Origin of the sequence: Pseudomonas sp. R4-34-07, assembly GCF_003852375.1 — a bacterium.
Taxonomy (GTDB): domain Bacteria; phylum Pseudomonadota; class Gammaproteobacteria; order Pseudomonadales; family Pseudomonadaceae; genus Aquipseudomonas.
This window is the reverse complement of the sequence record NZ_CP027760.1, coordinates 2,606,427-2,628,878: the sequence shown is the minus strand read 5'-3', so window position 1 is coordinate 2,628,878 and position 22,452 is coordinate 2,606,427. Positions and strand designations below refer to the sequence as shown.

20 protein-coding genes and 1 pseudogene are annotated in these 22,452 nt (G+C 61.6%); 10 read left to right on the top strand and 11 right to left on the bottom strand.

Annotated features, from left to right (window positions below):
• Window positions 1-40: 40 nt before the first annotated feature.
• The 6 genes from C4J85_RS12025 to C4J85_RS12000 all read left to right on the top strand — a co-directional run bounded on the left by C4J85_RS12025 (window position 41) and on the right by C4J85_RS12000 (window position 8,559).
• A complete protein-coding gene (locus tag C4J85_RS12025) occupies window positions 41-724 on the top strand; it encodes a peptidase E (RefSeq protein WP_124409697.1) in 684 nt (227 codons plus the stop codon).
• 540 nt (window positions 725-1,264) lie between these two features.
• Window positions 1,265-2,656 (top strand): GntP family permease, encoded by a 1,392-nt coding sequence (locus tag C4J85_RS12020; RefSeq protein WP_124409696.1) that lies wholly within the window; start codon window positions 1,265-1,267, stop codon window positions 2,654-2,656.
• Window positions 2,657-2,663: 7 nt separating this feature from the next.
• Window positions 2,664-3,437 carry a 3-hydroxybutyrate dehydrogenase gene (locus tag C4J85_RS12015; RefSeq protein ID WP_124409695.1) on the top strand — a complete coding sequence of 258 codons (774 nt, stop codon included), beginning with the start codon at window positions 2,664-2,666 and terminating at the stop codon, window positions 3,435-3,437.
• 171 nt (window positions 3,438-3,608) lie between these two features.
• Window positions 3,609-5,561: an acetoacetate--CoA ligase gene (locus C4J85_RS12010; RefSeq protein WP_124409694.1), complete on the top strand. Its 1,953-nt coding sequence runs from the start codon at window positions 3,609-3,611 to the stop codon at window positions 5,559-5,561.
• A 141-nt stretch (window positions 5,562-5,702) separates the two neighbouring features.
• Entirely contained in the window at window positions 5,703-8,240 is a 2,538-nt protein-coding gene (locus C4J85_RS12005; protein ID WP_124409693.1) for a PAS domain-containing sensor histidine kinase, read from the top strand.
• A 43-nt stretch (window positions 8,241-8,283) separates the two neighbouring features.
• Window positions 8,284-8,559, top strand: coding sequence for a peptidylprolyl isomerase (locus C4J85_RS12000; RefSeq protein ID WP_124362615.1), 276 nt, complete (start codon window positions 8,284-8,286; stop codon window positions 8,557-8,559).
• Window positions 8,560-8,667: 108 nt separating this feature from the next.
• Here C4J85_RS12000 and C4J85_RS11995 read toward each other — a convergent pair whose 3' ends face one another.
• The 8 genes from C4J85_RS11995 to C4J85_RS11960 form a co-directional block, all read right to left on the bottom strand.
• Window positions 8,668-9,573: a sugar kinase gene (locus C4J85_RS11995; RefSeq protein ID WP_124366831.1), complete on the bottom strand. Its 906-nt coding sequence runs from the start codon at window positions 9,571-9,573 to the stop codon at window positions 8,668-8,670.
• Between the two features lie 109 nt (window positions 9,574-9,682).
• Window positions 9,683-10,891 carry an amino acid deaminase gene (locus C4J85_RS11990; RefSeq protein ID WP_124407040.1) on the bottom strand — a complete coding sequence of 403 codons (1,209 nt, stop codon included), beginning with the start codon at window positions 10,889-10,891 and terminating at the stop codon, window positions 9,683-9,685.
• A gap of 9 nt (window positions 10,892-10,900) precedes the next feature.
• Window positions 10,901-11,665: an IclR family transcriptional regulator gene (locus C4J85_RS11985; protein ID WP_124409692.1), complete on the bottom strand. Its 765-nt coding sequence runs from the start codon at window positions 11,663-11,665 to the stop codon at window positions 10,901-10,903.
• Window positions 11,666-11,831: 166 nt separating this feature from the next.
• Window positions 11,832-12,221: a RidA family protein gene (locus C4J85_RS11980; RefSeq protein WP_124409691.1), complete on the bottom strand. Its 390-nt coding sequence runs from the start codon at window positions 12,219-12,221 to the stop codon at window positions 11,832-11,834.
• A gap of 14 nt (window positions 12,222-12,235) precedes the next feature.
• Window positions 12,236-13,018, bottom strand: a complete 783-nt coding sequence (locus C4J85_RS11975; RefSeq protein WP_124362611.1) for an amino acid ABC transporter ATP-binding protein — start codon at window positions 13,016-13,018, stop codon at window positions 12,236-12,238.
• Window positions 13,015-13,677 (bottom strand): amino acid ABC transporter permease, encoded by a 663-nt coding sequence (locus C4J85_RS11970; protein ID WP_124366828.1) that lies wholly within the window; start codon window positions 13,675-13,677, stop codon window positions 13,015-13,017. The genes C4J85_RS11975 and C4J85_RS11970 overlap by 4 nt, the downstream gene beginning before the upstream one ends.
• Window positions 13,678-13,689: 12 nt before the next feature.
• On the bottom strand, window positions 13,690-14,352 hold the full coding sequence (locus C4J85_RS11965; RefSeq protein ID WP_124362609.1) for an amino acid ABC transporter permease: 663 nt from the start codon (window positions 14,350-14,352) through the stop codon (window positions 13,690-13,692).
• Window positions 14,353-14,404: 52 nt separating this feature from the next.
• Window positions 14,405-15,253 (bottom strand): transporter substrate-binding domain-containing protein, encoded by an 849-nt coding sequence (locus tag C4J85_RS11960; RefSeq protein ID WP_124362608.1) that lies wholly within the window; start codon window positions 15,251-15,253, stop codon window positions 14,405-14,407.
• Between the two features lie 277 nt (window positions 15,254-15,530).
• Between C4J85_RS11960 and C4J85_RS11955 the strand changes: the two genes are divergently transcribed.
• The gene (locus tag C4J85_RS11955) at window positions 15,531-15,776 is read left to right on the top strand and encodes a hypothetical protein (RefSeq protein WP_124409690.1); all 246 of its coding nucleotides are present in this window, start codon (window positions 15,531-15,533) and stop codon (window positions 15,774-15,776) included.
• A 19-nt stretch (window positions 15,777-15,795) separates the two neighbouring features.
• Window positions 15,796-16,131, top strand: a pseudogene (locus C4J85_RS11950) (thioredoxin family protein); the annotation flags it as partial.
• 28 nt (window positions 16,132-16,159) lie between these two features.
• Here the strand turns inward: C4J85_RS11950 and C4J85_RS11945 are convergent.
• From C4J85_RS11945 to rpiB, 3 genes are all read right to left on the bottom strand, one after another.
• Window positions 16,160-17,728 carry a TerC family protein gene (locus tag C4J85_RS11945; protein WP_124409689.1) on the bottom strand — a complete coding sequence of 523 codons (1,569 nt, stop codon included), beginning with the start codon at window positions 17,726-17,728 and terminating at the stop codon, window positions 16,160-16,162.
• A 456-nt stretch (window positions 17,729-18,184) separates the two neighbouring features.
• Window positions 18,185-19,165, bottom strand: coding sequence for a sugar-binding transcriptional regulator (locus tag C4J85_RS11935; RefSeq protein ID WP_124362603.1), 981 nt, complete (start codon window positions 19,163-19,165; stop codon window positions 18,185-18,187).
• A gap of 63 nt (window positions 19,166-19,228) precedes the next feature.
• The gene (rpiB, locus tag C4J85_RS11930; RefSeq protein ID WP_124409688.1) at window positions 19,229-19,690 is read right to left on the bottom strand and encodes a ribose 5-phosphate isomerase B; all 462 of its coding nucleotides are present in this window, start codon (window positions 19,688-19,690) and stop codon (window positions 19,229-19,231) included.
• 283 nt (window positions 19,691-19,973) lie between these two features.
• On the opposite strand from rpiB, the gene C4J85_RS11925 reads away from it, so the two are divergent.
• Together C4J85_RS11925 and C4J85_RS11920 are read left to right on the top strand one after the other, a co-directional pair.
• Entirely contained in the window at window positions 19,974-21,461 is a 1,488-nt protein-coding gene (locus tag C4J85_RS11925) for a sugar ABC transporter ATP-binding protein (RefSeq protein ID WP_124409687.1), read from the top strand.
• The gene (locus tag C4J85_RS11920; RefSeq protein WP_124362600.1) at window positions 21,458-22,435 is read left to right on the top strand and encodes an ABC transporter permease; all 978 of its coding nucleotides are present in this window, start codon (window positions 21,458-21,460) and stop codon (window positions 22,433-22,435) included. The genes C4J85_RS11925 and C4J85_RS11920 overlap by 4 nt, the downstream gene beginning before the upstream one ends.
• The last annotated feature ends 17 nt before the right edge of the window (window positions 22,436-22,452 follow it).

Sequence of the window (22,452 nt, the reverse complement as noted above, 5' to 3'; positions counted from 1 at the left end):
TGCATAATCACGGTGTCTTTAAAACAGTAGGACAGAGTGCATGTCAGATACACATGTTATTGCTATTGGCGGCGAGTCCGATGACGATTTGAAGTGCATGACGCCGATTGATGAGTACATTATTTCGTTAACCGGAAAAGCAGCACCGGTGGTCCTTTACATCTCCACCGCCAATGGTGATGACCCGGTGAAAATCGCAGACTTCTCGAACAAGTATGCCGCCATCGGCTGCTCGGTCATTCCACTCGCATTCTTCATCCCGCCCTTCCCTCACGCGCAGCAGATTTCATCGATGTTCGAGAAGGCCGATATCATTTACGTCGCCGGAGGTAATACCCGTGCGATGCTGGCGGTCTGGCGCGAGTTTGGTGTTACCGACCTTTTGAAAGCAGCTGGGGATCAGGGCAAGATCCTGTGTGGCGTCAGTGCTGGCGCCATATGCTGGTTCGATTTCGGCCATTCGGATTCAGGGGGCGCGTTCGCGCTGATTAATGGCTTGGGCATGCTACCCGGCGCGCTGTGCCCGCATTTCAATTCTGAGGAGGGACGAAAAACATCCTTTGTCGAACTGATTTGCAACCAGCGCATTCAACCTGCCTACGCCGTCGACGACGGCATTGCCCTGCACTTCAAAAACGGTAGCTATCAGAAGACCCTTTACAATGACGCCAATTGCAGTGGTTACGCAGTCGCCGTGCGATCGCCCCACTTAACGCGGTTGTGATGGGCACGTTCAATGGATGCAAACGCCAGCACGACCTGGACAAGAAGATGGCGGCCTTGGGAATTGCATAGTCTCCGATATGAGACTCAAATCTCACTATGAGGACAAACCTTTGTGGGAGGGGGGCTTGCCCTAATGCCAGTCAGTTAAGGGCGAACACTGTACCTGTGGCGAGGGAGCTTGCTCTCGCTGGGCCGCGAAGCGGCCCCAAAAATAGGACTGCTGCGCAGTCCAGCGGGAGCAAGCTCCCTCGCCACAGGTTACTTTTTACCCTTTCCACTTCTTAACTGACTGGCATTAGGGCTTGCCCCCGATAGCGGTCAGCCAGCTTATATATCCACTGGCTGATCCGCCGCCATCGGGGGCAAGCCCCCTCCCACATTTGATCGGTGGAGGTCTCTGAATTGAGACAAAGTCGAAAATCACCACAGACAAAATAGTTAATTTACTTATATTTCAATAAGTTAGAAACATGGCACACATCTCGCTATAGCCCTTCTCCAGCGTTTCACCCACAAAAATAACAATTGGAGACACACCATGAGTGTGATCATTGCCCTGGCAGCCCTGGCGCTGCTGATGCTGGCTGCCTACCGTGGCTATAGCGTTATCCTGTTTGCCCCGATCGCCGCCCTCGGCGCTGTTCTGCTGACTGACCCTTCGGCTGTCGCACCCGCCTTCACCGGGGTGTTCATGGAGAAAATGGTTGGTTTCATCAAGCTGTATTTCCCGGTGTTCCTGCTCGGTGCGGTGTTCGGCAAGCTGATCGAGTTGTCGGGGTTCTCGCGTTCCATCGTCGCCGCCGCCATTCGTTTGCTCGGCACGCGCCAGGCGATGCTGGTGATTGTGCTGGTCTGTGCCCTGCTCACTTACGGCGGCGTGTCGCTGTTCGTGGTGGTGTTTGCGGTGTACCCGTTTGCCGCGGAGATGTTCCGCCAGAGCGATATCCCCAAGCGCCTGATCCCGGCCACCATTGCCCTCGGTGCATTCTCGTTCACTATGGACGCCCTGCCCGGCACGCCGCAGATCCAGAACATTATCCCCAGCACCTTCTTCAACACCACCGCCTGGGCGGCGCCGTGGTTGGGGCTGATCGGTACGATTTTCGTGTTCTGCGCCGGCATGCTCTACCTGTCGCGCCAGCGCAACAAGGCCCAGCGTGCGGGTGAAGGCTATGGCACCGAGCTGCGCAACGAGCCGGAGACCGCCGAGAACCTGGCCCTGCCCAACCCATGGATCGCGCTGTCGCCGTTGCTTCTGGTGGGGGTGATGAACCTGCTGTTCACCCACTGGATCCCGCAGTGGTACGGCAAGACCCACAGCCTCAGCCTGCCGGGCATGAGCGCCCCGGTGACCACCGAAATCGCCAAGCTCACCGCGATCTGGGCGGTGCAGGCGGCGTTGCTGGTGGGGATTATCGTGGTGCTGGTGTGCGGTTTTTCGGCGATCAAAAGCAAGCTGGCCGAGGGCAGCAAAAGTGCGGTCAGCGGCGCGCTGCTGGCAGCGATGAACACCGCTTCCGAATACGGGTTCGGTGCAGTGATCGCCTCGCTCCCGGGGTTCCTGGTATTGGCGGACTGGCTCAAGGGCATCCCCAACCCGCTGGTCAACGAAGCCATCACCGTGACCCTGCTGGCGGGGATCACCGGCTCCGCGTCCGGCGGCATGAGCATCGCCCTGGCGGCCATGTCCGAGAGCTTTATTTCAGCGGCCCATGCGGCCAATATCCCCCTTGAAGTGCTGCACCGGGTCGCGGCCATGGCCAGCGGCGGCATGGACACCCTGCCCCACAACGGCGCGGTGATCACGCTGCTGGCGGTGACCGGGCTGACCCACCGCGAAGCCTACAAGGATATTTTCGGCATCACGATCATCAAGACCCTCGCGGTGTTCGTGGTGATCGGTACGTTCTACGCCACCGGCATAGTGTGAGGTTTTCATGACGACATTGAACGGCAAGACCGCCCTGGTCACCGGCTCCACCAGCGGCATCGGCCTGGGCATTGCCCTGAGCCTGGCCAAGGCCGGCGCCAACCTGATCCTCAACGGCTTCGGCGATGCCAGCGGCGTGATCGCCCAGGTGCAGGCGTTTGGCGGCAAGGTCGGGCATCACCCGGCAGACGTCAGCGACCCGGCGCAGATCGCCGAGATGCTTGCGTATGCCGAACGCGAATTCGGTGGCGTCGACATACTGGTCAATAACGCCGGCATCCAGCATGTGGCGGCGGTGGAAGATTTTCCGGTGGAGCGCTGGGACTCGATCATCGCCATCAACCTGTCGTCAGTGTTCCACAGCACGCGCTTGAGCCTGCCGGGCATGAAGGCCAAGGGTTGGGGACGCATCGTCAATATCGCCTCGGTGCACGGTCAGGTGGGCTCGGTGGGCAAGGCAGCCTATGTGGCGGCCAAGCATGGGGTGATCGGCCTGACCAAGGTTGTGGGCCTGGAAACCGCGACCAGCAACGTGACGTGCAACGCGATTTGCCCGGGCTGGGTGCTGACGCCGCTGGTGCAGAAGCAGATCGACGATCGCGCGGCCAACGGGGTGGGCCCGCAGCAGGCGCAGCATGATCTGCTGGCGGAAAAACAGCCGTCGCTGGAGTTCGTGACACCGCCGCAGCTGGGTGAGCTGGTGCTGTTTTTATGCAGTGAGACCGGTAGCCAGGTGCGTGGCGCGGCGTGGAATATTGATGGCGGTTGGTTGGCCCAATAACCACGGTCTACCGAACAGAAGATATCCAAATGTGGGAGGGGGCTTGCTCCCGATAACGGTGGGTCAGTCAATGAATGTGCAAACTGAAACACCGCCATCGGGAGCAAGCCCCCTCCCACCTTGGACTTGCTTTGTCTGACAAACCTCACACAAGAACAAGAGACCTTGCTCATGTCCGACATCCTCTGGCAACCCTCCCCGGAACGCATCGCCAATACGCGCATGGACCAGTTCCGCCGCTACATCAATGCGCACCACAACCTGCAGTTGGGCGACTACCCCGCCCTGCACCAGTGGAGCATCGACCAGCGCCCGGATTTCTGGAAGGCCATCGTGGCGTTCTTCGAGGTGCAATTTCGCAGCCCGCCCAGCGCCACGTTGATCGAGAGCGCTGACATGCCCAGCGCCCAGTGGTTTCCCGGTGCTACCCTGAACTTCGCCGAGCACTTGCTGCGCCGTCGCGACGATCACCCGGCGGTGGTTGCAATCAGTGAAGACGGCCAGCGTGAACAATTGAGCTACGCGCAATTGGCCGAACATGTCGCCGGCCTGCAAAACAGCCTGCGCTTGGCCGGTGTTGGTGTGGGTGACCGTGTGGCGGCGTGCATGCCCAATACCTGGCAAACCCTGGTCGGCATGCTCGCCACCACCAGCCTCGGGGCAATCTGGTCGTGCTCTTCACCGGACTTCGGCACCCAAGGCGTGATCGACCGTTTCGGCCAGATCGAGCCCAAGGTGCTGATCACTTGCGCCGGTTATCGCTATGCCGGCAAGACCCTCGACCAGAGCGCCAAGCTCAATGAAATCCTCGCACGGCTGCCGTCCCTGGAACTGTTGATCATCGTGCCCTATGCCCGCCCTCAGGCGCAGGTCACGGATTACCGCACGCCCGCGCGCGTCGCACTGTGGCGCGACTTCTACCAACCCGGCGGCACGCCCGAGTTCGTCGCGGTGCCGTTCGATCACCCGCTGTATATCCTCTATTCCAGCGGCACCACCGGCGTGCCCAAGTGCATCATTCACGGCACCGGCGGCGTCCTGCTCACCCATCTCAAGGAACATGGCCTGCATGCCGACCTGTCCCGTGAAGACTGCCTGTTCTACTACACCACCTGCGGCTGGATGATGTGGAACTGGCTGGTATCGGTGCTGGCCCTGGGCGCCACGGCGGTGCTGTATGACGGTTCTCCGTTTCATCCGGGCCCGCAACGCTTGATCGACCTGATCGACGCCGAACGCATCAGCGTATTCGGCACCAGCCCCAAGTTCCTCGCCACCCTGGAAAAGGCCGGCCTGCAACCGCGCCTCAGCCATGATTTGCGCAGCCTCAAAGGGTTGATCTCCACCGGGTCGCCGCTGTCGCCCCAGAGCTACGACTACGTGTACCGCGAGATCAAGGCCGAGCTGTGCCTGTCATCGATGTCCGGCGGCACCGATATTGTCTCCTGCTTCGTGATTGGTAACCCGGTGTTGCCGGTGCGCCGTGGCGAAATGCAGTGCAAGAGCCTGGCGATGGCTATCGAAGTGTGGGACGACCAGGGCCGCCCACTGGTCGGCGAGAAAGGCGAATTGGTGTGTACCCGGCATTTCCCGGCGATGCCCATCGGGCTGTGGAACGACCCGCAGCAGCAGAAGTTGCGGGCCTCGTATTTCAGCCAGTTCCCCGGCGTGTGGGCCCAGGGCGATTACGCCGAGCAACGTCCCAACGGCAGCCTGCTGATTCATGGCCGCTCCGATGCGGTGCTCAACCCTGGCGGCGTGCGCATCGGCACTGCCGAGATCTATCGCCAGGTGGAAAAAGTCACGCAGGTGCTGGAAAGCCTCGCCATCGGCCAGCGCTGGCAGGACGACGTGCGCGTGGTGCTGTTTGTGCGCCTTGCTGACGGTGTCCAGTTGGATGACGCGCTGGAGCAGCAGATCCGCCAGGTGATCCGCGCCAACACCACACCGCGCCACGTGCCGGCGAAAATCCTCGCGGTCAACGATATCCCGCGCACCATCAGCGGCAAGATCGTCGAATTGGCGGTGCGCAATGTGGTGCATGGGGAACCGGTGAAAAACACCGATGCGCTGGCCAACCCCGAGGCCCTCGAACACTTTCGCGACCGCCCTGAGCTGGCGTGACAGATGAAAGGCTTCAGCCCTGATACGGCGTTTTGCAGAAAACCCGGCAATGCGTGCTATTTTTCGAGGTAGCCACCCGTCGTTGTCTCTTGGAATAATGGGTGTTGTCATTTTTCAAAGCGTGATACGCAAGGCTTTTTCATGAATGGAACATCCACCGGTAGCGAAGCCGCAGCAATGATCGAGCGGCTGGACTGGGCGCAAAGCCCCCTCGGTGAGGCCAATGATTGGCCGCAAAGTCTGCGCACCGCCGTGGATATCGTGGTGCATTCGCCCATGCCGATGCTGCTGCTCTGGGGCGAGCAGCTCACCCAGCTGTATAACGATGGCTTCGCCCGGCTGGCCGGCAACAAGCACCCCGGCGCCCTGGGCCAGCCGGTGCACGCGACCTGGCCGGAGCTGCAAAGCTTCGCCGCGCCGGTCTACGACGCGGTGCTCAGCGGCCAAGTGCGCACCTTCAGCGAGCAGCGCTTCGTGCTGCAGCGCAACCAGCGCGACACTGAAATCTGGCTTGACCTGACCTACAGCCCAGTGCGCGATGAAAGCGGCCGCGTGGCCGGCATCCTGGTCACGGCCATCGAAACCAACGAGCGGCGCCGCCAAGCCCTCGAACTGCAACAGCGCTCCGAAGACAGCCTCAAGGCCCAGCACAACACCGAGCAACGACTGCAACTGGCCCTGGCGGCGACCGACGCGGTAGGCACCTGGGACTGGGACATCGGCGAAGACCGGTTTATCGCCGACGCACATTTCGCTTACCTGCACGGCGTCGACCCCAATGACGCCGGCCTGCTGCCCATCAGCGCCTACCTGCTCGGCGTGCATCCCGAAGACCGTGGCACGGTCACGCGCAGCATCAAGCATTGCATCACCTTCGGCACCGAATACGCCGAGGAATACCGCCTGCTGCAAGCCGACGGCCAGGTACGCTGGGTGTTTGCCCGTGGCCGCTGCTACAAGGACCCGCAAGGCCGCCCCGCCCGTTTCCTCGGTGCCGCACTGGACCTCACCGAGCGCAAGCACACCGAGCAGGCGCTGCGTCAAAGCCAGACCGAACTGCAACTGATCATCAACGCCATGCCGGTGCTGATCGGCTATGTCGACCACGAGCAACGCTTTCGCTTGAACAACAGCGCCTACCTCGACTGGTACGGCAAGACGCCTCAGGAACTGTACGGCAAGACCATCCGTGAGGTGCTGGGCGACGAGGTGTACGCCGGGCGCGCAGACAAGATCGCCGCCGCGCTCAACGGCAAGGCGTGCAGCTTCATGACCGTCACGCCGCATCGCGACGGGCGGCCGCGCCATGCGTTGATGAAGTACCTGCCGCGCTTCTGCAATGACGGCTCGGTGAACGGTTTCTACATCTTTGTGATCGACGAGACCGAACGCAAACTCACCGAAGAAGCCCTGCGCCACCTCAACGAAAACCTCGAAGAGCGTGTGGCCCAGCGCACCCAGGCGCTGGCCGAGGCCAACCAGCGCCTGCAAAACGAAATGTTCGAACGCGAGCGGGCTGAAGACGCGCTGCGCCACGCGCAAAAAATGGAAGCCGTGGGCCAGCTCACCGGCGGTATCGCCCACGATTTCAACAATATGCTCACCGGCATCATCGGCAGCCTCGACCTGATGCAACGCTACATTGCCGCCGGCCGCAGCGAAGACATCGGCCGCTTTGCCGATGCCGCCGTGGCCTCCGCCCACCGCGCCGCCGCCCTCACCCACCGGCTGCTGGCGTTCTCGCGGCGCCAGTCGCTGGACAAGCGCCCCACCGATCCCAACCAGTTGGTGGCGTCCCTGGAAGATCTGTTCCGCCGCACCAAGGGCGCGCATATCACGCTCACCGTGCAGCTTGGCAAAGACATCTGGCCGGTGAACACCGACGCCAGCCAACTGGAAAATGCGCTGCTCAACCTGGTAATCAATGCCCGTGACGCCATGCCCGACGGCGGTGAACTGCTGATCGAAACCGCCAACAGCTATCTGGACGGCACCGATATCACCACCCTGGAGCCGGTCAAGGCCGGCGACTACGTGATGCTCGGCGTGCGCGACAACGGCAGCGGCATGGCGCCGAAAATCCTCGCCAAAGCCTTCGACCCGTTCTTCACCACCAAACCCATCGGCCAGGGCACCGGCCTGGGCTTGTCGATGATCTACGGCTTTGCCCAGCAATCGGGGGGCCACGTGACTATCCAGAGCGAACCGGGCCAGGGCACCTGCGTGCGCCTGTACCTGCCGCGCCTGCATGGCACCGCGCTGGAAAGCAACCTGCCCGCCAGCCTGGCCGAAGCGCCGCTGGCCCTGGCCGGCGAAGCGGTGGTGGTGGTCGAGGACGACCCGGCGGTGCGCATGCTGGTGGTCAATCTGCTCGATGAACTGGGTTACACCGCGCACCAGGCAGCAGACGCGCGCACGGCGCTGCCGTTGCTGGAATCGGATTTACGCGTCGACCTGCTGGTGACCGACGTCGGCCTGCCGGGCATGAACGGCCGGCAACTGGCGGAAATCGCCCGCCAGCACCGGCCGGGGCTGCGCGTGCTGTTCATGACCGGTTACGCCGAAAAAGCCGCCGAGCGCCAGGGCTTTCTGGAGCACGGCATGGACATGGTGGCCAAGCCATTTTCCATTGACCTGCTGGCGACCAAAATCCGCAGCATGATCGGCGTCGATGCCTGAGTTCAGGCATAATCGCGCGCCGTCGCACACCTGGTAGAGATCGATGAAAGCCCAAGCCCGTCATATCCTGGTGAAAACCAGTGAAGAAGCCGAACAGCTCAAGCAGCGCATTGCCAAGGGCGAAGCCTTTGATGTGCTGGCCAAGAAGTACTCCACTTGCCCGTCGGGCAAGCGCGGCGGTGATCTGGGTGAAGTGCGGCCAGGGCAGATGGTCGGGGCCATTGATGCAGTGATCTTCAAGAAACCGCTGCGGGTGGTGCATGGGCCGGTCAAGAGCAAGTTTGGTTATCACTTGGTGCAGGTGTTTTACCGGGATTGATGGGTTGGCTTTACACCGTAATCGGGAGCAAGCCCCCTCCCACACTTGATTTGTGAATACATCACAATGTGGGAGGGGGCTTGCCCCCGATCCGCCGCAGGCGGCCATTCACCTGGGTATCAATGCCCCCGGCACCTGAATCACTCGACTCGCCAACCGATGCCCAGCCAACGCAGCCTGCTCCGGCGAACCGCCCTTGAGCCGACCGGCCAAATACGCTGCGCTGAACGAATCCCCCGCCGCCGTGGTGTCCACGACCTTCTCCACCTTCAACGCCGGCACGGCAAAGCGCTCGTCGGCGCAACGGATCAAACAGTCATCCGCGCCGCGCTTGAGCACCACCTCCTCAATCTTCGGGTAGGCCGCAAACACCTGCTCGCTGTCGGCATAACCGAACAACGCGCGCTCGTCGTCCTCGGTCAGCAAGGCGATATCCACCTCGGCCAACACGCGGTGATACGCCGCGCGGGCCGCCTCGATGTTCGCCCACAGACGCGGCCGGTAGTTATTGTCGAATACGACCTTGGCGCCGCGACGCCGGGTTTCGATCAGGCTTTCCAGTAAACGCTCACGCCCGATTTCCCCCAGCACCGCCAGGGTGATGCCGCTGAAATACACCCAGTCATAGCCCGGCAGGGCTGCCAGGATCGGCTCGGCGGCCGGCGTGGTAAAACAGTCGCGCACAGCCGCTTCGTTGCGCCAGTAGAGGAATTTGCGCTCGCCGTTGGCGTCGGTCTGGATGCAATACAATCCCGGCAAACGCCCGGCCAGGCGCTGGACCATGCCCAGCCCGAGGCCTTCATCAGCCCACTGTTGGCACATGGCATCGCTGAAACTGTCATCGCCCAGGGCGGTGACGTAATCGACAGTGCCGAAGTCGCCCAGCTCGCGGCGCAGGTACACCGCCGCGTTCAGGGTGTCGCCGCCGAAGCTCTGGTGCAGGCTGCCGTCGGCGCGGTGTTGCAGTTCGATCATGCATTCGCCGATGAGGGCGATGCGCGGTTTAGTGGTCATGGCTGCTGTCTCGGTGGGGCTGATGGACTCTTCGGGGGCAAGCCCCCTCCCACAGGGGAATGCATTCCAAAGGTGGGAGGGGGCTTGCCCTCGATAGGCGCGACTCGGTCTAGAAGCAGGTGCGCAGGGACTCGATCACCCGCAGTTGCTCATCCACCAGGCAACCCACCTGCCACTTGTCGAAGGTCAGGCATGGATGGGAAGTACCAAACGAAATGATGTCGCCAATGCGCAGTTCCACCCCCGGCGCCACGGTCATGAACGCGTGTTGGTCCATCACGGCGGTCACCTGGCACGCGCTCACATCATCGCCCTCTGCCGGTAAAATTCCGGCCTTGTAGCGCTTGAGCGGCACCGGCAGACCGGCGTCGTAGGCTACGTCGCGCTTGCCCAGGGCGATCACCGCAAAGCCCGGTTCCGGCAACGATTGCACATGGGCCCAGACTTCCAGCGCCGGGCGCAGGCCTTCGTTGAGGTCGCTGCGACGGTCAAGCACACAGCATTGCGCGTCTTTATAGATGCCATGGTCGTGGGCCACGTAGCTGCCGGGGCGCAGGACGCTGAGGAAGCGGCCGGCGGCATTCTGCGCCTCGAACGATTCGGCAATCAGGTCATACCAGGCCGAACCCGACGCCGTCACGATCGGCGTGGGCAGGTCGAAATAGCCGTTGTCTTGCAGGTCTACCGCCTGGCGCACAAGGCTGGCCGCGAACGCGCGAATGCCGCTGATCGCCTGATCGCCATGAATCACGCCTTCATAGCCTTCAATGCCGGTAAGGGCCAGGGCCGGCTGGGCTTTGATCGCCTCGGCCAGCTCGCGCACTTGTTGCTCGCTGCGGCAACCGCAACGGCCACCGACCACGCCGTACTCGATCATCACGTTCAGGCGCAGGCCACGGGCGGCGAAGAACAGGCCGAGGTCGGCAACGTTGTCCGGATGGTCGACCATGCAGTGAAAATCGAAATCCGGGTCGCCCAGCAGGTCGGCGATCAGCGCCATGTTCGGCGCGCCGACCAGTTGGTTGGCCATCAGCACACGGCGCACCCCGCCGGCGTAGGCGGCGCGGGTCTGCACCGCAGTGGCCAGGGTAATGCCCCAGGCGCCCTGGGCGAGCTGACGCTGGAACAGCGCCGGCATCATGCTGGTCTTGCCGTGTGGCGCCAACTGCGCGCCGCTGTCACTGACGAATTGCTGCATCCAGCGAATGTTGTGTTCCAGGGCCTCGCGGTGCAGCACCAGGGCCGGCAGGCTGACATCGCGGACCAGGTGAGCGCCAACTGCGGCGGCGCCTTTTTCAACGGCATTGAAGGCAGACATGGGAAATTCCTATTCGTTGATGCGCCGGGCCAGGTTGTTGGCGCTGTCGATCAGCACCCGGCGATAGTCGTGATAGTTTTTGCTCGCATCGGCCCGCGGGGCGACGATGCACAGCGTCGCAATGCTCACGCCCTGCGCGTCGCGCACCGGGGCGGCAAAGCAGTGGGTAAAGGTGTCGGCGACGCTGTCGAAGGAGAAGAACCCGTCGAGGGTGGCCTGGCGGATCTGCGCCAGGAAGGTCTCCAGGGGCAGGCGCAGGCCACCCGGCAGGATGAAATCGTCGGGATCGATCAGGTCGATGATCTGCTGGTCGCTCAAGTGCCCGAGCAGCAGGCGCCCGGAGGCGGTCCAGGGGATCGGCGCGTTTTCGCCGATATCCGAGGAAATACGAAAATGCCGCTGGCCTTCGCGCATCAGCGCCACCGTGTACTTGCGCCCGTTGAGCAGGCACATCTGCGCGGTTTCGTGGGTCTGGCTGACGATCTCCTGCAAGGCGTGGTCGGCCTCGCGGGTCAGGTCGAAGTGGCGCAGGTGCGCCTGGCCGAGGAAGTACAACTGGCGTCCGAGGTAGACGTGACCGTCCTTGCCCACGGATTCCAGGATGCGCCGTTCGAGCAGCGAGGCGACCAGTTCGTAGACCGTGGACTTGGGGCTGCCGATGCCGCTGGCGATATCATTCGGGCGCAGTGGCTGGCCGATTTCCTTGAGAAAATCGAGGATATCGAACGCACGGTCCAGGCCTTTGGCGCGGCGTTTGATGGTGTCTTCGGTCATGGCAGTGTTAAGTCCCGTCAAATTCTATGGTCTGGCAGAGATCCCCTGTGGGAGGGGGCTTGCCCCCGATGGCGGTGTGCCAGTGGACATATCTGTTGCTGATACACCGCTATCGGGAGCAAGCCCCCTCCCACATTTGATTTGCAGCGTCCTCAAGTGGGCCAATTTAGCCTTTTTTCTTGTAGGCCACGCAATCGATCTCCACCTTGCAATCGACCATCATGTTGGCCTGCACACAGGCACGCGCCGGGGCGTGTTCCGGGGTGAAGTATTCGCCGAAGACTTTATTGAAACTCCAGAAATCCCGTGGCTCTTCCAGCCATACGCCGACGCGCACCACGTCTTTCAATTCGTAGCCGGCCTCTTCCAGAATCGCCACCACGTTGCGCATCGTCTGGCGGGTTTGCTCGATGATGCCGCCATTGATGATTTCACCGTCCACCGCCGGCACCTGGCCCGACACATACAACCAACCATCGGCTTCCACCGCACGGGCGAAAGGACGTGGCTGGCCGCCGCCGGCGGTGCTGCCGGTACCGTAACGAGTAATGCTCATAAAATAGCTCCTGATTAAAAACGAATGCTCTTGAGAAATTCCGCCAGACGCGGTGACTGCGGCCGCTCGAAGATGTCCTTCGACGAGCCCTGCTCTTCGATGCGGCCCTGGTTCATGAAGACGATCTTGTCCGAGACCTCATAGGCAAAGCGCATTTCGTGGGTGACCAGCAACATGGTCATGCCCTCCTCCGCCAATCCCTTGATCACGCTGAGCACTTCGCCCACCAACTCCGGGTCGAGGGCCGAGGTGACTTCGTCGAACAGCATCAGGCTGGGGTTCATGGCAATGGCCCGGGCAATCGCCACGCGCTGTTGCTGGCCGCCGGACAACTGGCCGGGAAAGTGATTGCGACGTTCCAGAAGTCCCACACGGTCGAGCCATTTTTCCGCGAGCGACACGGCCTCGTCCTTAGGCATTTTCTTAACTTTCAACAAACCCAGGGTCACGTTCTGCAAGGCGGTCAGATGCGGGAACAGGTTGAACTGCTGGAACGCCATGCCGGTCATGGCGCGGTGCTGGGCGATCACCCGCTCGGGGTGACGCACGCGCTTGCCGGCCACGTCGCTGTAGCCGATGGACGCGCCATCGAGGGTAATCTGCCCGCCCTGGAATTCTTCCAGCAGGTTGACGCAACGCAACAGGGTGGTCTTGCCCGAGCCACTGGAACCGATCAAGGTCACCACGTTGCCACGCTGCAGGCTCAGGTCGACGCCCTTGAGCACTTCGACGTCTCCGTATTGCTTGCGCAGGCCACGAATGTTCAGCAACGGTTCGATTGTTTGAGGTTGATTCATGGCAAGGCCACCCGCTTTTCAATGTAGCGCCCGAATAACTCGATGGCGTAGTTGATGACAAAGAACATGAAGCCTGCGAACAGGTAGAACTCCAGGGTCATGAAGGTGCGCGCAATGACTTGCTGGGTGCTCAGCAGCAGCTCGGCCACGCCGATCACCGAGAGCAGCGTCGAGGCCTTGACGATTTCCGTGGAGGAATTGACCCAGGTCGGCAGGATCTGCCGCAGCGCCTGGGGCAACAGCACGTAGCCCAGGGACTGGTAGAACGTCAGGCCAATTGCCTTGCCCGCTTCCAGTTGCCCACGGGGGATGGCCTGCAGCGCACCGCGCACGATTTCCGCGACGTGGGAGCCACAGAACAGCGTGAGCCCGACCGCGCCGGCCTGGAACGCACTGATCTGCCAACCGAGCGCCGGCAGCATGTAGAAACACGCCAGCACCAGCACGAATACCGGCGTGCCGCGAATCAGGTCGACATACAGGCGAAACGGCGCACGCATCCAGAACTTGCCGTAGGTCAGCACCAGCCCGGCGAAGATACCGATCAGGGTGCCGAAGATAATCGCCAGCGCCGAGCAGTAAATACTGGTCTGGAACCCGGCCCACAGCGTCTCCCGGGCGATCCACAGTTCATGCAGCCAGCTAGGGGATTCGTACATGGAAAACCCTCCTTAACGACGGATCGCCAGACGCTGTTCCAGGTAACGGAGCAGCATGGCAATGAGGTAACAGGCGGCCACGTAGAGCGCCGTCGTCACCAGCCAGGTTTCGATCACCCGGTAGCTTTCGACGTTGATCTTGCGGGCGTAATAGGTCAGCTCCGGCACTGCAATCGCAGCGGCCAGCGAGGTGTCCTTGAACAGCGAGATAAAGTTGTTCGACAGCGCCGGCAGCACGTTGCGCAGCATTACCGGCACGGTGATATAGGCGCGGATACGCCACTCACCCAGGCCGATCGCCAACCCGGCTTCGCGCAAGCCCTTGGGAATGTTCAACAGCCCGGCGCGGAACACTTCGGTCAGATAAGCCCCGGCGTACAGCGACAAAGTAATGATGAACGAAGGGATTTTATCCAGGCGGATACCCAGCGACGGCAAGGCAAAATAGATCAACAGGATCAGCACCAGGATCGGCGTATTGCGAACCACCGTCACATACACCGAAGCGAACACACGCAACGCCCGGTGCCTGGACAGCATGGCAAACGCCATCAGCAGGCCGATCACGCAGCCGATGGCGATCGACAGCAAAGCCAACTGCAGGCCCAGGCCGAGCCCTGCCAGCAAGGTGTCGAAATCACGCCATACGGCGGCAAAGTTCAACTGATAGTTCATGGTCGGCAGTACCTGAGTGGGGCGCCGTCAAGCACGCCCCGGTTGTTCTGGATCACTTGAATTCCACAGGAAAACCAATCGCCGGCTCTGGCAGGTCCACGCCGAACCATTGCTTGAACGACGCCTTGTAAGCGGGGAATTCAACGCCGGTCATAGCCTCATGCAGCGCGGTATTGACGAAGTTCAGCCAATCCTGGTCGCCACGCTTGACCGCGCACGCGTAGGTCTGCGGGCTCCAGGCGTAGGCCGGGCTGCGGTAGCGGCCGGGGTTCTGCACCATCAGGTATTTGACCGAAGACTGATCGGTGGCGGCGGCATCGGCGCGACCGGAGTTCACGGCCTGGTACATCAGGTCGACGCTGTCGTACTGGTCAACCTTGGCCTTGGGCAGCGCCTGGTGGACCAATTCTTCGGCATACACGTTCTGCAGCACGGCCACGGTGACACCATCGCCCGCCGCCTGCAGGTCTTCGATTTCCTTGTACTTGCTGTTATTCGGCAGCAGCAGGCCCACGCCTTCGCGGTAATACGGCAGGGTGAAGGCGACTTGCTGCGCACGGCTGGCGGTGACGGTGATGAACTGGCAGCTCATGTCGACCTTGTCGGTCAGCAGGTTGGGAATACGCGCGTCGGAAGACTGCACCACGTACTCGACCTTGCTCGGGTCGTTGAACAAGCCTTTGGCCACGATGCGGCCGATGTCGATATCAAACCCCTGCAACTTGCCATCCGCTCCCTGGAAGTGCCACGGCGCATTGGTACTGCCTGTACCCACGATGAGGTGCCCACGCTTGAGCACATCATCTAGCTTGCTGTCCGCTGCCTGCGCGAGGCTGGCAACGGTAGCCGATGCGGCGAAGAGAAAAACACACGCTTTGAACACGGAAGGTCGGTGATGCATGACAAGCACTCCAGGAGTTGTGTATTCCGCTATACCGGAACTTGGTATGTAACAACGGAATAGACAGCAGAAAGTGTGCCATAGGCGCTGAAGAAAACCTATGCCGGGGAGAAATCCTTTATGGATCAGCGAGATAGTTTCTGGAGGGTTTTACGGCGTTGCGCCATCATCCAGCCACGCTGCTACTCAATGCCCCACAACGATGTTACTGCGCACCAACTCTGCGCCCTTGGACTAATCTGTAGAGCGAGCAAGCCCCAACATGAAAGGACCCCCGATGAAATTGAGCCTTGGCCTGTTAATGCTGTGTTATCTGATGGCTGGCAACGCCGTGGCCAGCGACCGCCGCGACTGCAAGGAAGAACTGCAAAAACTCAAGGAAGCCTTCGACACCAACTACACCAGCCAGAACCATCACGGCTACCGCGAAGCCAAAGCGTCCCGCGACAATGAGGAATACAGGAAGTGCGCAAGCCAGGCGCGCAAGGCACGGGAACGGCTGGAGCGTGGGCCGGACCTGTGAAGGTTGACAGTAGACGCAGATGAGCCACCGGCTTAGCGTTGGCACACACCCACACTACCGGCAGGAGATCACCATGGGCGCAGCCACGCGAACAATTTCCAGCGCCAAGGACTTCCAGCGCGTGCTGAACACACCGCGCCCGGTCTTCATCCTGTTCGTTTCAGAGCACTGCCCTGCCTGCGCCAGCGCGGTCCCCTTATTCGAAAAGGTTGCCTGGCAACATCCGTGGATCGTGCGCGTGGTGCTCGATTGCGCGCACACCCCAAGGCACCCTGACGTTACCGGTACGCCAACGCTGCTCGTCTACGAGCGCGGCAACAGGGTGGAACTGCACAAGGGTTTCGGCCCCGTGGAGGAGCAACAGCAGTTCGTGCACGCGCTATTCATGCGCTTTGACCGGAGCAAGGCCGCAAAACCACCTGGGTCACCCGCCGCTCTTCAACCGCAGCCACCGTTAATCGCCAGCCCTCATATTCCAGGCTATCGCCCACCACAGGCAGACGATCGAGCAGGCTCATCAGCAGGCCAGCCAGCGTTTGATAATCCTCGGTAGCCGCCGCCTTGAAGCCCGTGCGCTGACCGACCTGGCTCAGGTTCAGGGCGCCACTGGCGCGAAATCCGTCACCCTCCTCGACGATATCCGGCCCCTCGATTTCGCTGGCGTCCGGCAATTCACCGGCGATGGACTCGAGGATGTCGGTCATGCTCAACACCCCCATGAAGTCGCCGAATTCGTTGATCACAAAGGCGATGTGCGTGGATTCCTGACGCATTTGCTCCAAGGCATTGAGGATCGAAAAGCTCTCCAGCAGGTTGATCGCACGGCGCGCCAGATGCGCAAGGTTCGGCTCGTTGCCGGCCAGGTACTCCTTGAGCAACTCCTTTTTGTGCACGAAACCCAAGGGCTCATCGACCGCGCCGTTGCGGATCAAAGGCAAACGCGAGTAGGACGAATGCATCAGCTTCAGGCGAATACTCTCGGCATCGTCCGCCAGGTCGATGCAGTCGACCTTGGCCCGTGGCGTCATCAACGTGCGAATCGGCCGTTCGGCCAGTTGCAGCACACCGCTGATCATCACCCGTTCGCGTCGGTCGAACAGCGGACCTTGCGCAGTATCCACCTCGCCCAGCAGGTCGGCGACCTCTTCACCCACCTCTTCCACCGCCAGGCTGCGACCGCCGAGCAAGCGCATCACTGCGTGGGCCGTACGTTCGCGCACCGGCAACACACCCTGCGCCGATTTCTTGCGCCGCGAACGGGCGATCTGGTTGAACACTTCAATCAGGATCGAGAAGCCGATCGCCGCGTACAGGTAGCCTTTCGGAATATGGAAGCCCAGGCCTTCGGCGGTCAGCGCGAAGCCGATCATCATCAGGAAACCCAGGCAGAGCATGATCACGGTCGGGTGCGCGTTGACGAAGCGGGTCAACGGCTTGCTCGCCACGATCATCAGGCCGATGGACACGATCACCGCGATCATCATCACCGCCAGCTCATCGACCATGCCCACGGCGGTAATCACCGCATCGAGGGAGAACACGGCGTCGAGCACCACGATCTGCGCCACGATCGGCCAGAACATCGCGTAAGCCACATTGCCCTTATGCTGAGCCACATGCCCTTCCAGGCGCTCATGCAATTCCATGGTGGCCTTGAACAACAGGAACACACCGCCGAACAGCATGATCAGGTCACGGCCGGAGAAGCTCTTGTCGAACACCTCGAACAGCGGCTGGGTCAGCGTCACCAACCAGGAAATACTTGCCAGCAGGCCCAGGCGCATCAGCAAGGCCAGGGACAAACCGATCAGCCGCGCACGGTCGCGCTGCTCCGGCGGCAGCTTGTCCGCCAGGATCGCGATAAACACCAGGTTGTCGATACCCAGCACCAGTTCCAGCACAATCAAGGTCGCCAAGCCGAGCCAGGCCGTTGGATCCGCTAACCATTCCATTTATAGAGTCTCTGTATTCAAGAATGCCGGGCACGGCAAAGCGCGGTCATTGGACCGGGACAAGGTTAGTCGATGCAATATGGGGTGCTTGGGCGGGAGTCTTGGGGAAAGACGACTAGGAGGCTCCGAGAGGGTGTTCATGCAAGTCCTGAGATAACGAAAGGACTTGAATCCTACAGCCCAAATACGATTTCCCTACAACGCGAAACTATTACAAAACCTGTCCTAAAAACTCACACAAAACCCATGTGGGAGGGGGCTTGCTCCCGATGGCGGTGTGCCAGTGAGCGCATCTGTCAAGATCGTGCCCACGCTCCCGCGTGGGAATGCAGCCCGTGACGCTCTGCGTCACCGGACGTTGGCGGGACGCGGAGCGTCCCGAGCGGCGTTACCACGCGGAGCGTGGGAACGATCAATCGGGAGCAAGCCCCCTCCCACATTTTGACCTGCGGCGTGTCAGGATTTTCGGGTGGCGTCGTCCAGCGCGAGGATGGTGTGGGCATTGGTGACGGTCGTTGCCAGGGTATTGATCACCCCAGACCGCAACGCCCCCAAGGTCGCCGCCGCCTTGGTGTTCTCACTGGCAATCGCCACCACGTCCGGGATGCGGAACAGTTCCTGCACCGTCAGGCCGATGACCCGTCCCTGGATGGCGTTGACCGCCGGCTGGCCGTGGATATCGATAAAGTCGTAACCCATCATGTCGCCCACCGTGCCGGACAAGCGTGCCTGGGCGATTTCCTGGGGCGAGAACCAGCCCATGCGCACCATGTTGCTGTTTTCACTCATGTCGCCGATGCCGATCAGGGCAATATCGGCGCGGCGCGCGCGGTCCAGGGTCGAGCGCACCGTGTCGTTGTTGATCAACACACCGCGCAGTTCCGGGTTGGCCACCAGCGCCGGGGCGTACAGGCTTTCACTTTCACCGCCAAAGCGCAGGGCCAGGCGCCGGCAGATATGGTCGGGGTTCATGTACTCGCCGGCCTTGAGCGAACCGCCGATGGCGCAGACAAACGTGCAGTTGCGCGTCACCGGCAGAAAGACGTTGTCAGCCACCGCGCCGACGTTACGTCCCATGCCCACCGCGACGATCATGCCGTCGCCCAGGGTTTTATTCAGGTAATTGGCCACCAGGCTGGCGACGGCCGAGCGCTGGGTGTCCGGGTCGCTGTGATCGACCGCGATCAACGCGCGATCCAGCTTGAAGCGCTCGACCAGCGCCCGCTCCAGCTCGTTGTTCATCGCCGGGTGCTGCAACACCCGCACCTCGACAATGCCTTCATCGCGTGCCCGCTTGAGCAAGCGGCTGACCTTGGCCCGCGACAGGTCGAAGCGCTTGGCAATGGCCTCCTGAGTGACGTTCTCGAGGTAATAGAGCATCGCCACTTCGGTCATCTGATCGATATCGCTGGCCATGCGCTGGCTACTGTCACTCATGGGGACGGGCTTCCGTTTCGGCGTCAAAGGCGCATTCTCCCGACTCTTGCCCCGCGCCGTCCACTATTGATGCCCATCGCGCTCGATCGCGTTGATGCGCGCAACCTTGGCCCCCGAGCGCGCAGCCTCGAACTCCGAGGCCAGGAACGCGGTGACGACGCTCTTGGCCAGTTCAGCGCCGATGACCCGCGCGCCGATGGACAGGATCTGCGCATCGTTGCTCTTGCGCGCACGCTCGGCCGAGTAGGTGTCGTGGGCCTGGGCCGCACGAATGCCGAGCACTTTGTTGGCGGAAATAGCCATGCCGATCCCGGTGCCACAAACCAGCACGCCGAGACGCTGCTGCCCGGCGGTGATGGCGTTGGCTACGGCCAGGGCAATGTCCGGGTACAGCACCGGCGCGGTGGAATGCGTGCCGAAATCGGTCACCGGGTAACCCAGCGTTTCGATATGCCGCTTCAACAATTCCTTGAGCTCAAAGCCCGCTTCATCGCATCCGATAGCCACCGGGAAAGGTGTGTTCATGGCGTCTGGCTCCGCTGCCGTCATCGTACTTACGACTGATCATATGATCATTCAATGAAATTTCGCTCAGGCATTTCTCGGGCATATGAGCTGATCTGTCAAGCTCGTTTTTATCAGAGCTCCCGCTAATGCGGCATTAAAAGCCAATACCGCCACGCCAGATGAGAATCATCGCTTTCAAGTGAAAGAGATTGACTGATCAGAATTTCATTTGGTACACATATGCTCACAGCGAAACATGACTGTGCGACCTAATAAGAATTCACAGCACGAGGACACGCCGATGGCCACGCCATTACTGCTCCAGGCTGAACACGTCGCCAAGGCTTACGCCGGGGTCCCTGCCCTGCGTGACGGGCGCCTCTCTCTGCGGGCCGGCAGCGTGCATGCCCTGTGTGGCGGCAACGGCGCCGGCAAGTCGACCTTCTTGAGCATCCTGATGGGCATCACCCCGCGCGACGCCGGCAGCATCCTGCTCAATGGTGTTGCGGTGCAGTTCAACCGCCCGAGCGAAGCCTTGGCGGCGGGGATCGCGATGATCACCCAGGAGCTGGAACCCATTCCCTACATGAGCGTCGCCGAAAATATCTGGCTGGGCCGCGAACCGCGCCGCGCCGGCTGCATTGTCGACAGCAAGGCCCTCAACCGCCGCACCCGCGAGCTGCTCGAAGGCCTGGAGTTCGACGTCGACCCCACCAGCCCCATGCACCGCTTGAGCGTGGCGCAGATCCAACTGGTGGAAATCGCCAAGGCGTTCAGCCATGACTGCCAAGTGATGATCATGGACGAACCCACCTCGGCCATCGGCGAGCGCGAGGCAGAAACCCTGTTCAAGGCGATTCGCCGCCTCACTGCACGCGGCGCGGGCATTGTGTACGTGTCGCATCGCCTGAGCGAGTTGGCGCAGATCGCCGACGACTACAGCATCTTTCGCGACGGCGCCTTCGTGGAAAGCGGGCGCATGGCCGATATCGACCGCAACCACCTGGTACGCGGCATCGTCGGCCAGGAGCTGACGCGGATCGACCACAAGGTCGGCCGTGAATGCGCTGCCGCCACCTGCCTGCAAGTCGACAACCTGAGCCGCAACGGCGAATTTCACGACATCAGCCTGCAACTGCGCCAGGGCGAAATTCTCGGCATCTACGGCCTGATGGGGTCGGGGCGCAGCGAATTTCTCAACTGCATCTACGGCCTGACCACGCCGGACGCCGGCAGCGTCACCCTGCAAGGCAAGCCCCTGCCCGTCGGGCTGCCCAAGACCACCATCAATGCCGGCATGTCGCTGGTCACCGAAGACCGCAAGGACAGCGGCCTGGTGCTCACCGGCAGCATTCTTTCCAACATTGCGCTGTCGGCCTACAAGCGCTTGTCGAGCTGGTCGCTGATCAACGCACGCAAGGAAACCCAATTGGCTGAAAACATGGTCAAGCGCCTGCAGATCAAGACCAGCTCCCTGGACTTGCCGGTGGCCTCCATGAGCGGCGGCAACCAGCAGAAAGTGGTGCTCGCCAAATGCTTGTCCACCGAACCGATCTGCCTGCTCTGCGATGAACCGACCCGGGGCATCGATGAAGGCGCCAAGCAAGAGATCTACCACTTGCTCGACCAGTTCGTACGCGCCGGGGGCGCGGCCATCGTGGTGTCGTCGGAAGCCCCGGAATTGCTGCACCTGAGCGATCGCATCGCTGTATTCAAGGGCGGCCGGCTGGTAACCATCAGCAGCGACACCGCCCTTTCCCAGGAAGCCTTGTTGAGTCTTGCCTCATGAATGCCAAAACGATTGTTGCGCCCGTTACCGCCGCACCGCGCAACCGCCTGCGCCTGTCCCTCGACCGCTTCGGCCTGCCGCTGGTGTTTATCCTGCTGTGCGTGGTGATGGCGTTTTCCAGCGAATACTTCATGACCTGGCGCAACTGGATGGACATCCTGCGCCAGACCTCCATCAACGGCATCCTCGCCGTGGGCATGACCTATGTGATCCTGACCAAGGGCATCGACCTCTCGGTGGGGTCGATCCTGGCGTTTGCCGGGCTGTGCAGCGCCATGGTCGCGACCCAGGGCTACGGCCTGCTGGCGGCGGTCAGCGCGGGGATGTTCGCCGGGGCGATGCTCGGCGTGGTCAACGGCTTCATGGTCGCCAACCTGTCGATCCCGCCGTTCGTGGCCACCCTCGGCATGCTCAGCATTGCCCGCGGCATGACCTTCATCCTCAACGACGGCAGCCCGATCACCGACCTGCCCGACGCCTACCTGGCGCTGGGCATCGGCAAGATCGGCCCGATTGGCGTGCCGATCATCATCTTCGCAGTGGTCGCGCTGATCTTCTGGATGGTGCTGCGCTACACCACGTACGGGCGCTACGTGTACGCGGTGGGCGGCAATGAAAAAAGCGCGCGCACCTCCGGTATCGGTGTGCGCAAGGTGATGTTCTCGGTGTATGTGGTGTCGGGCCTGCTGGCCGGACTGGCCGGCGTGGTGCTGTCGGCGCGCACCACCTCCGCCCTGCCCCAGGCCGGGGTTTCCTATGAGCTAGATGCGATTGCCGCCGTGGTGATCGGGGGTACCAGCCTGTCGGGCGGCACCGGCAGCATCGTCGGCACATTGTTTGGCGCGCTGTTGATTGGCGTGATCAATAACGGGCTTAACCTGCTCGGCGTGTCCTCCTATTACCAGCAGGTCGCAAAGGGCCTGATCATCGTGTTTGCAGTACTGATCGACGTGTGGCGCAAGAAAAAACGCTAGAGAACGACCCACAACAA

Excerpts from the sequence above, each read along its gene's own strand:
- C4J85_RS12025 (WP_124409697.1), top strand. The coding sequence starts at position 41 with ATGTCAGATACACATGTTATTGCTATTGGCGGCGAGTCCGATGACGAT.
- C4J85_RS12020 (WP_124409696.1), top strand. The coding sequence starts at position 1,265 with ATGAGTGTGATCATTGCCCTGGCAGCCCTGGCGCTGCTGATGCTGGCT.
- C4J85_RS12015 (WP_124409695.1), top strand. The coding sequence starts at position 2,664 with ATGACGACATTGAACGGCAAGACCGCCCTGGTCACCGGCTCCACCAGC.
- C4J85_RS12010 (WP_124409694.1), top strand. The coding sequence starts at position 3,609 with ATGTCCGACATCCTCTGGCAACCCTCCCCGGAACGCATCGCCAATACG.
- C4J85_RS12005 (WP_124409693.1), top strand. The coding sequence starts at position 5,703 with ATGAATGGAACATCCACCGGTAGCGAAGCCGCAGCAATGATCGAGCGG.
- C4J85_RS12000 (WP_124362615.1), top strand. The coding sequence starts at position 8,284 with ATGAAAGCCCAAGCCCGTCATATCCTGGTGAAAACCAGTGAAGAAGCC.
- C4J85_RS11995 (WP_124366831.1), bottom strand. The coding sequence starts at position 9,573 with ATGACCACTAAACCGCGCATCGCCCTCATCGGCGAATGCATGATCGAA.
- C4J85_RS11990 (WP_124407040.1), bottom strand. The coding sequence starts at position 10,891 with ATGTCTGCCTTCAATGCCGTTGAAAAAGGCGCCGCCGCAGTTGGCGCT.
- C4J85_RS11985 (WP_124409692.1), bottom strand. The coding sequence starts at position 11,665 with ATGACCGAAGACACCATCAAACGCCGCGCCAAAGGCCTGGACCGTGCG.
- C4J85_RS11980 (WP_124409691.1), bottom strand. The coding sequence starts at position 12,221 with ATGAGCATTACTCGTTACGGTACCGGCAGCACCGCCGGCGGCGGCCAG.
- C4J85_RS11975 (WP_124362611.1), bottom strand. The coding sequence starts at position 13,018 with ATGAATCAACCTCAAACAATCGAACCGTTGCTGAACATTCGTGGCCTG.
- C4J85_RS11970 (WP_124366828.1), bottom strand. The coding sequence starts at position 13,677 with ATGTACGAATCCCCTAGCTGGCTGCATGAACTGTGGATCGCCCGGGAG.
- C4J85_RS11965 (WP_124362609.1), bottom strand. The coding sequence starts at position 14,352 with ATGAACTATCAGTTGAACTTTGCCGCCGTATGGCGTGATTTCGACACC.
- C4J85_RS11960 (WP_124362608.1), bottom strand. The coding sequence starts at position 15,253 with ATGCATCACCGACCTTCCGTGTTCAAAGCGTGTGTTTTTCTCTTCGCC.
- C4J85_RS11955 (WP_124409690.1), top strand. The coding sequence starts at position 15,531 with ATGAAATTGAGCCTTGGCCTGTTAATGCTGTGTTATCTGATGGCTGGC.
- C4J85_RS11945 (WP_124409689.1), bottom strand. The coding sequence starts at position 17,728 with ATGGAATGGTTAGCGGATCCAACGGCCTGGCTCGGCTTGGCGACCTTG.
- C4J85_RS11935 (WP_124362603.1), bottom strand. The coding sequence starts at position 19,165 with ATGAGTGACAGTAGCCAGCGCATGGCCAGCGATATCGATCAGATGACC.
- rpiB (WP_124409688.1), bottom strand. The coding sequence starts at position 19,690 with ATGAACACACCTTTCCCGGTGGCTATCGGATGCGATGAAGCGGGCTTT.
- C4J85_RS11925 (WP_124409687.1), top strand. The coding sequence starts at position 19,974 with ATGGCCACGCCATTACTGCTCCAGGCTGAACACGTCGCCAAGGCTTAC.
- C4J85_RS11920 (WP_124362600.1), top strand. The coding sequence starts at position 21,458 with ATGAATGCCAAAACGATTGTTGCGCCCGTTACCGCCGCACCGCGCAAC.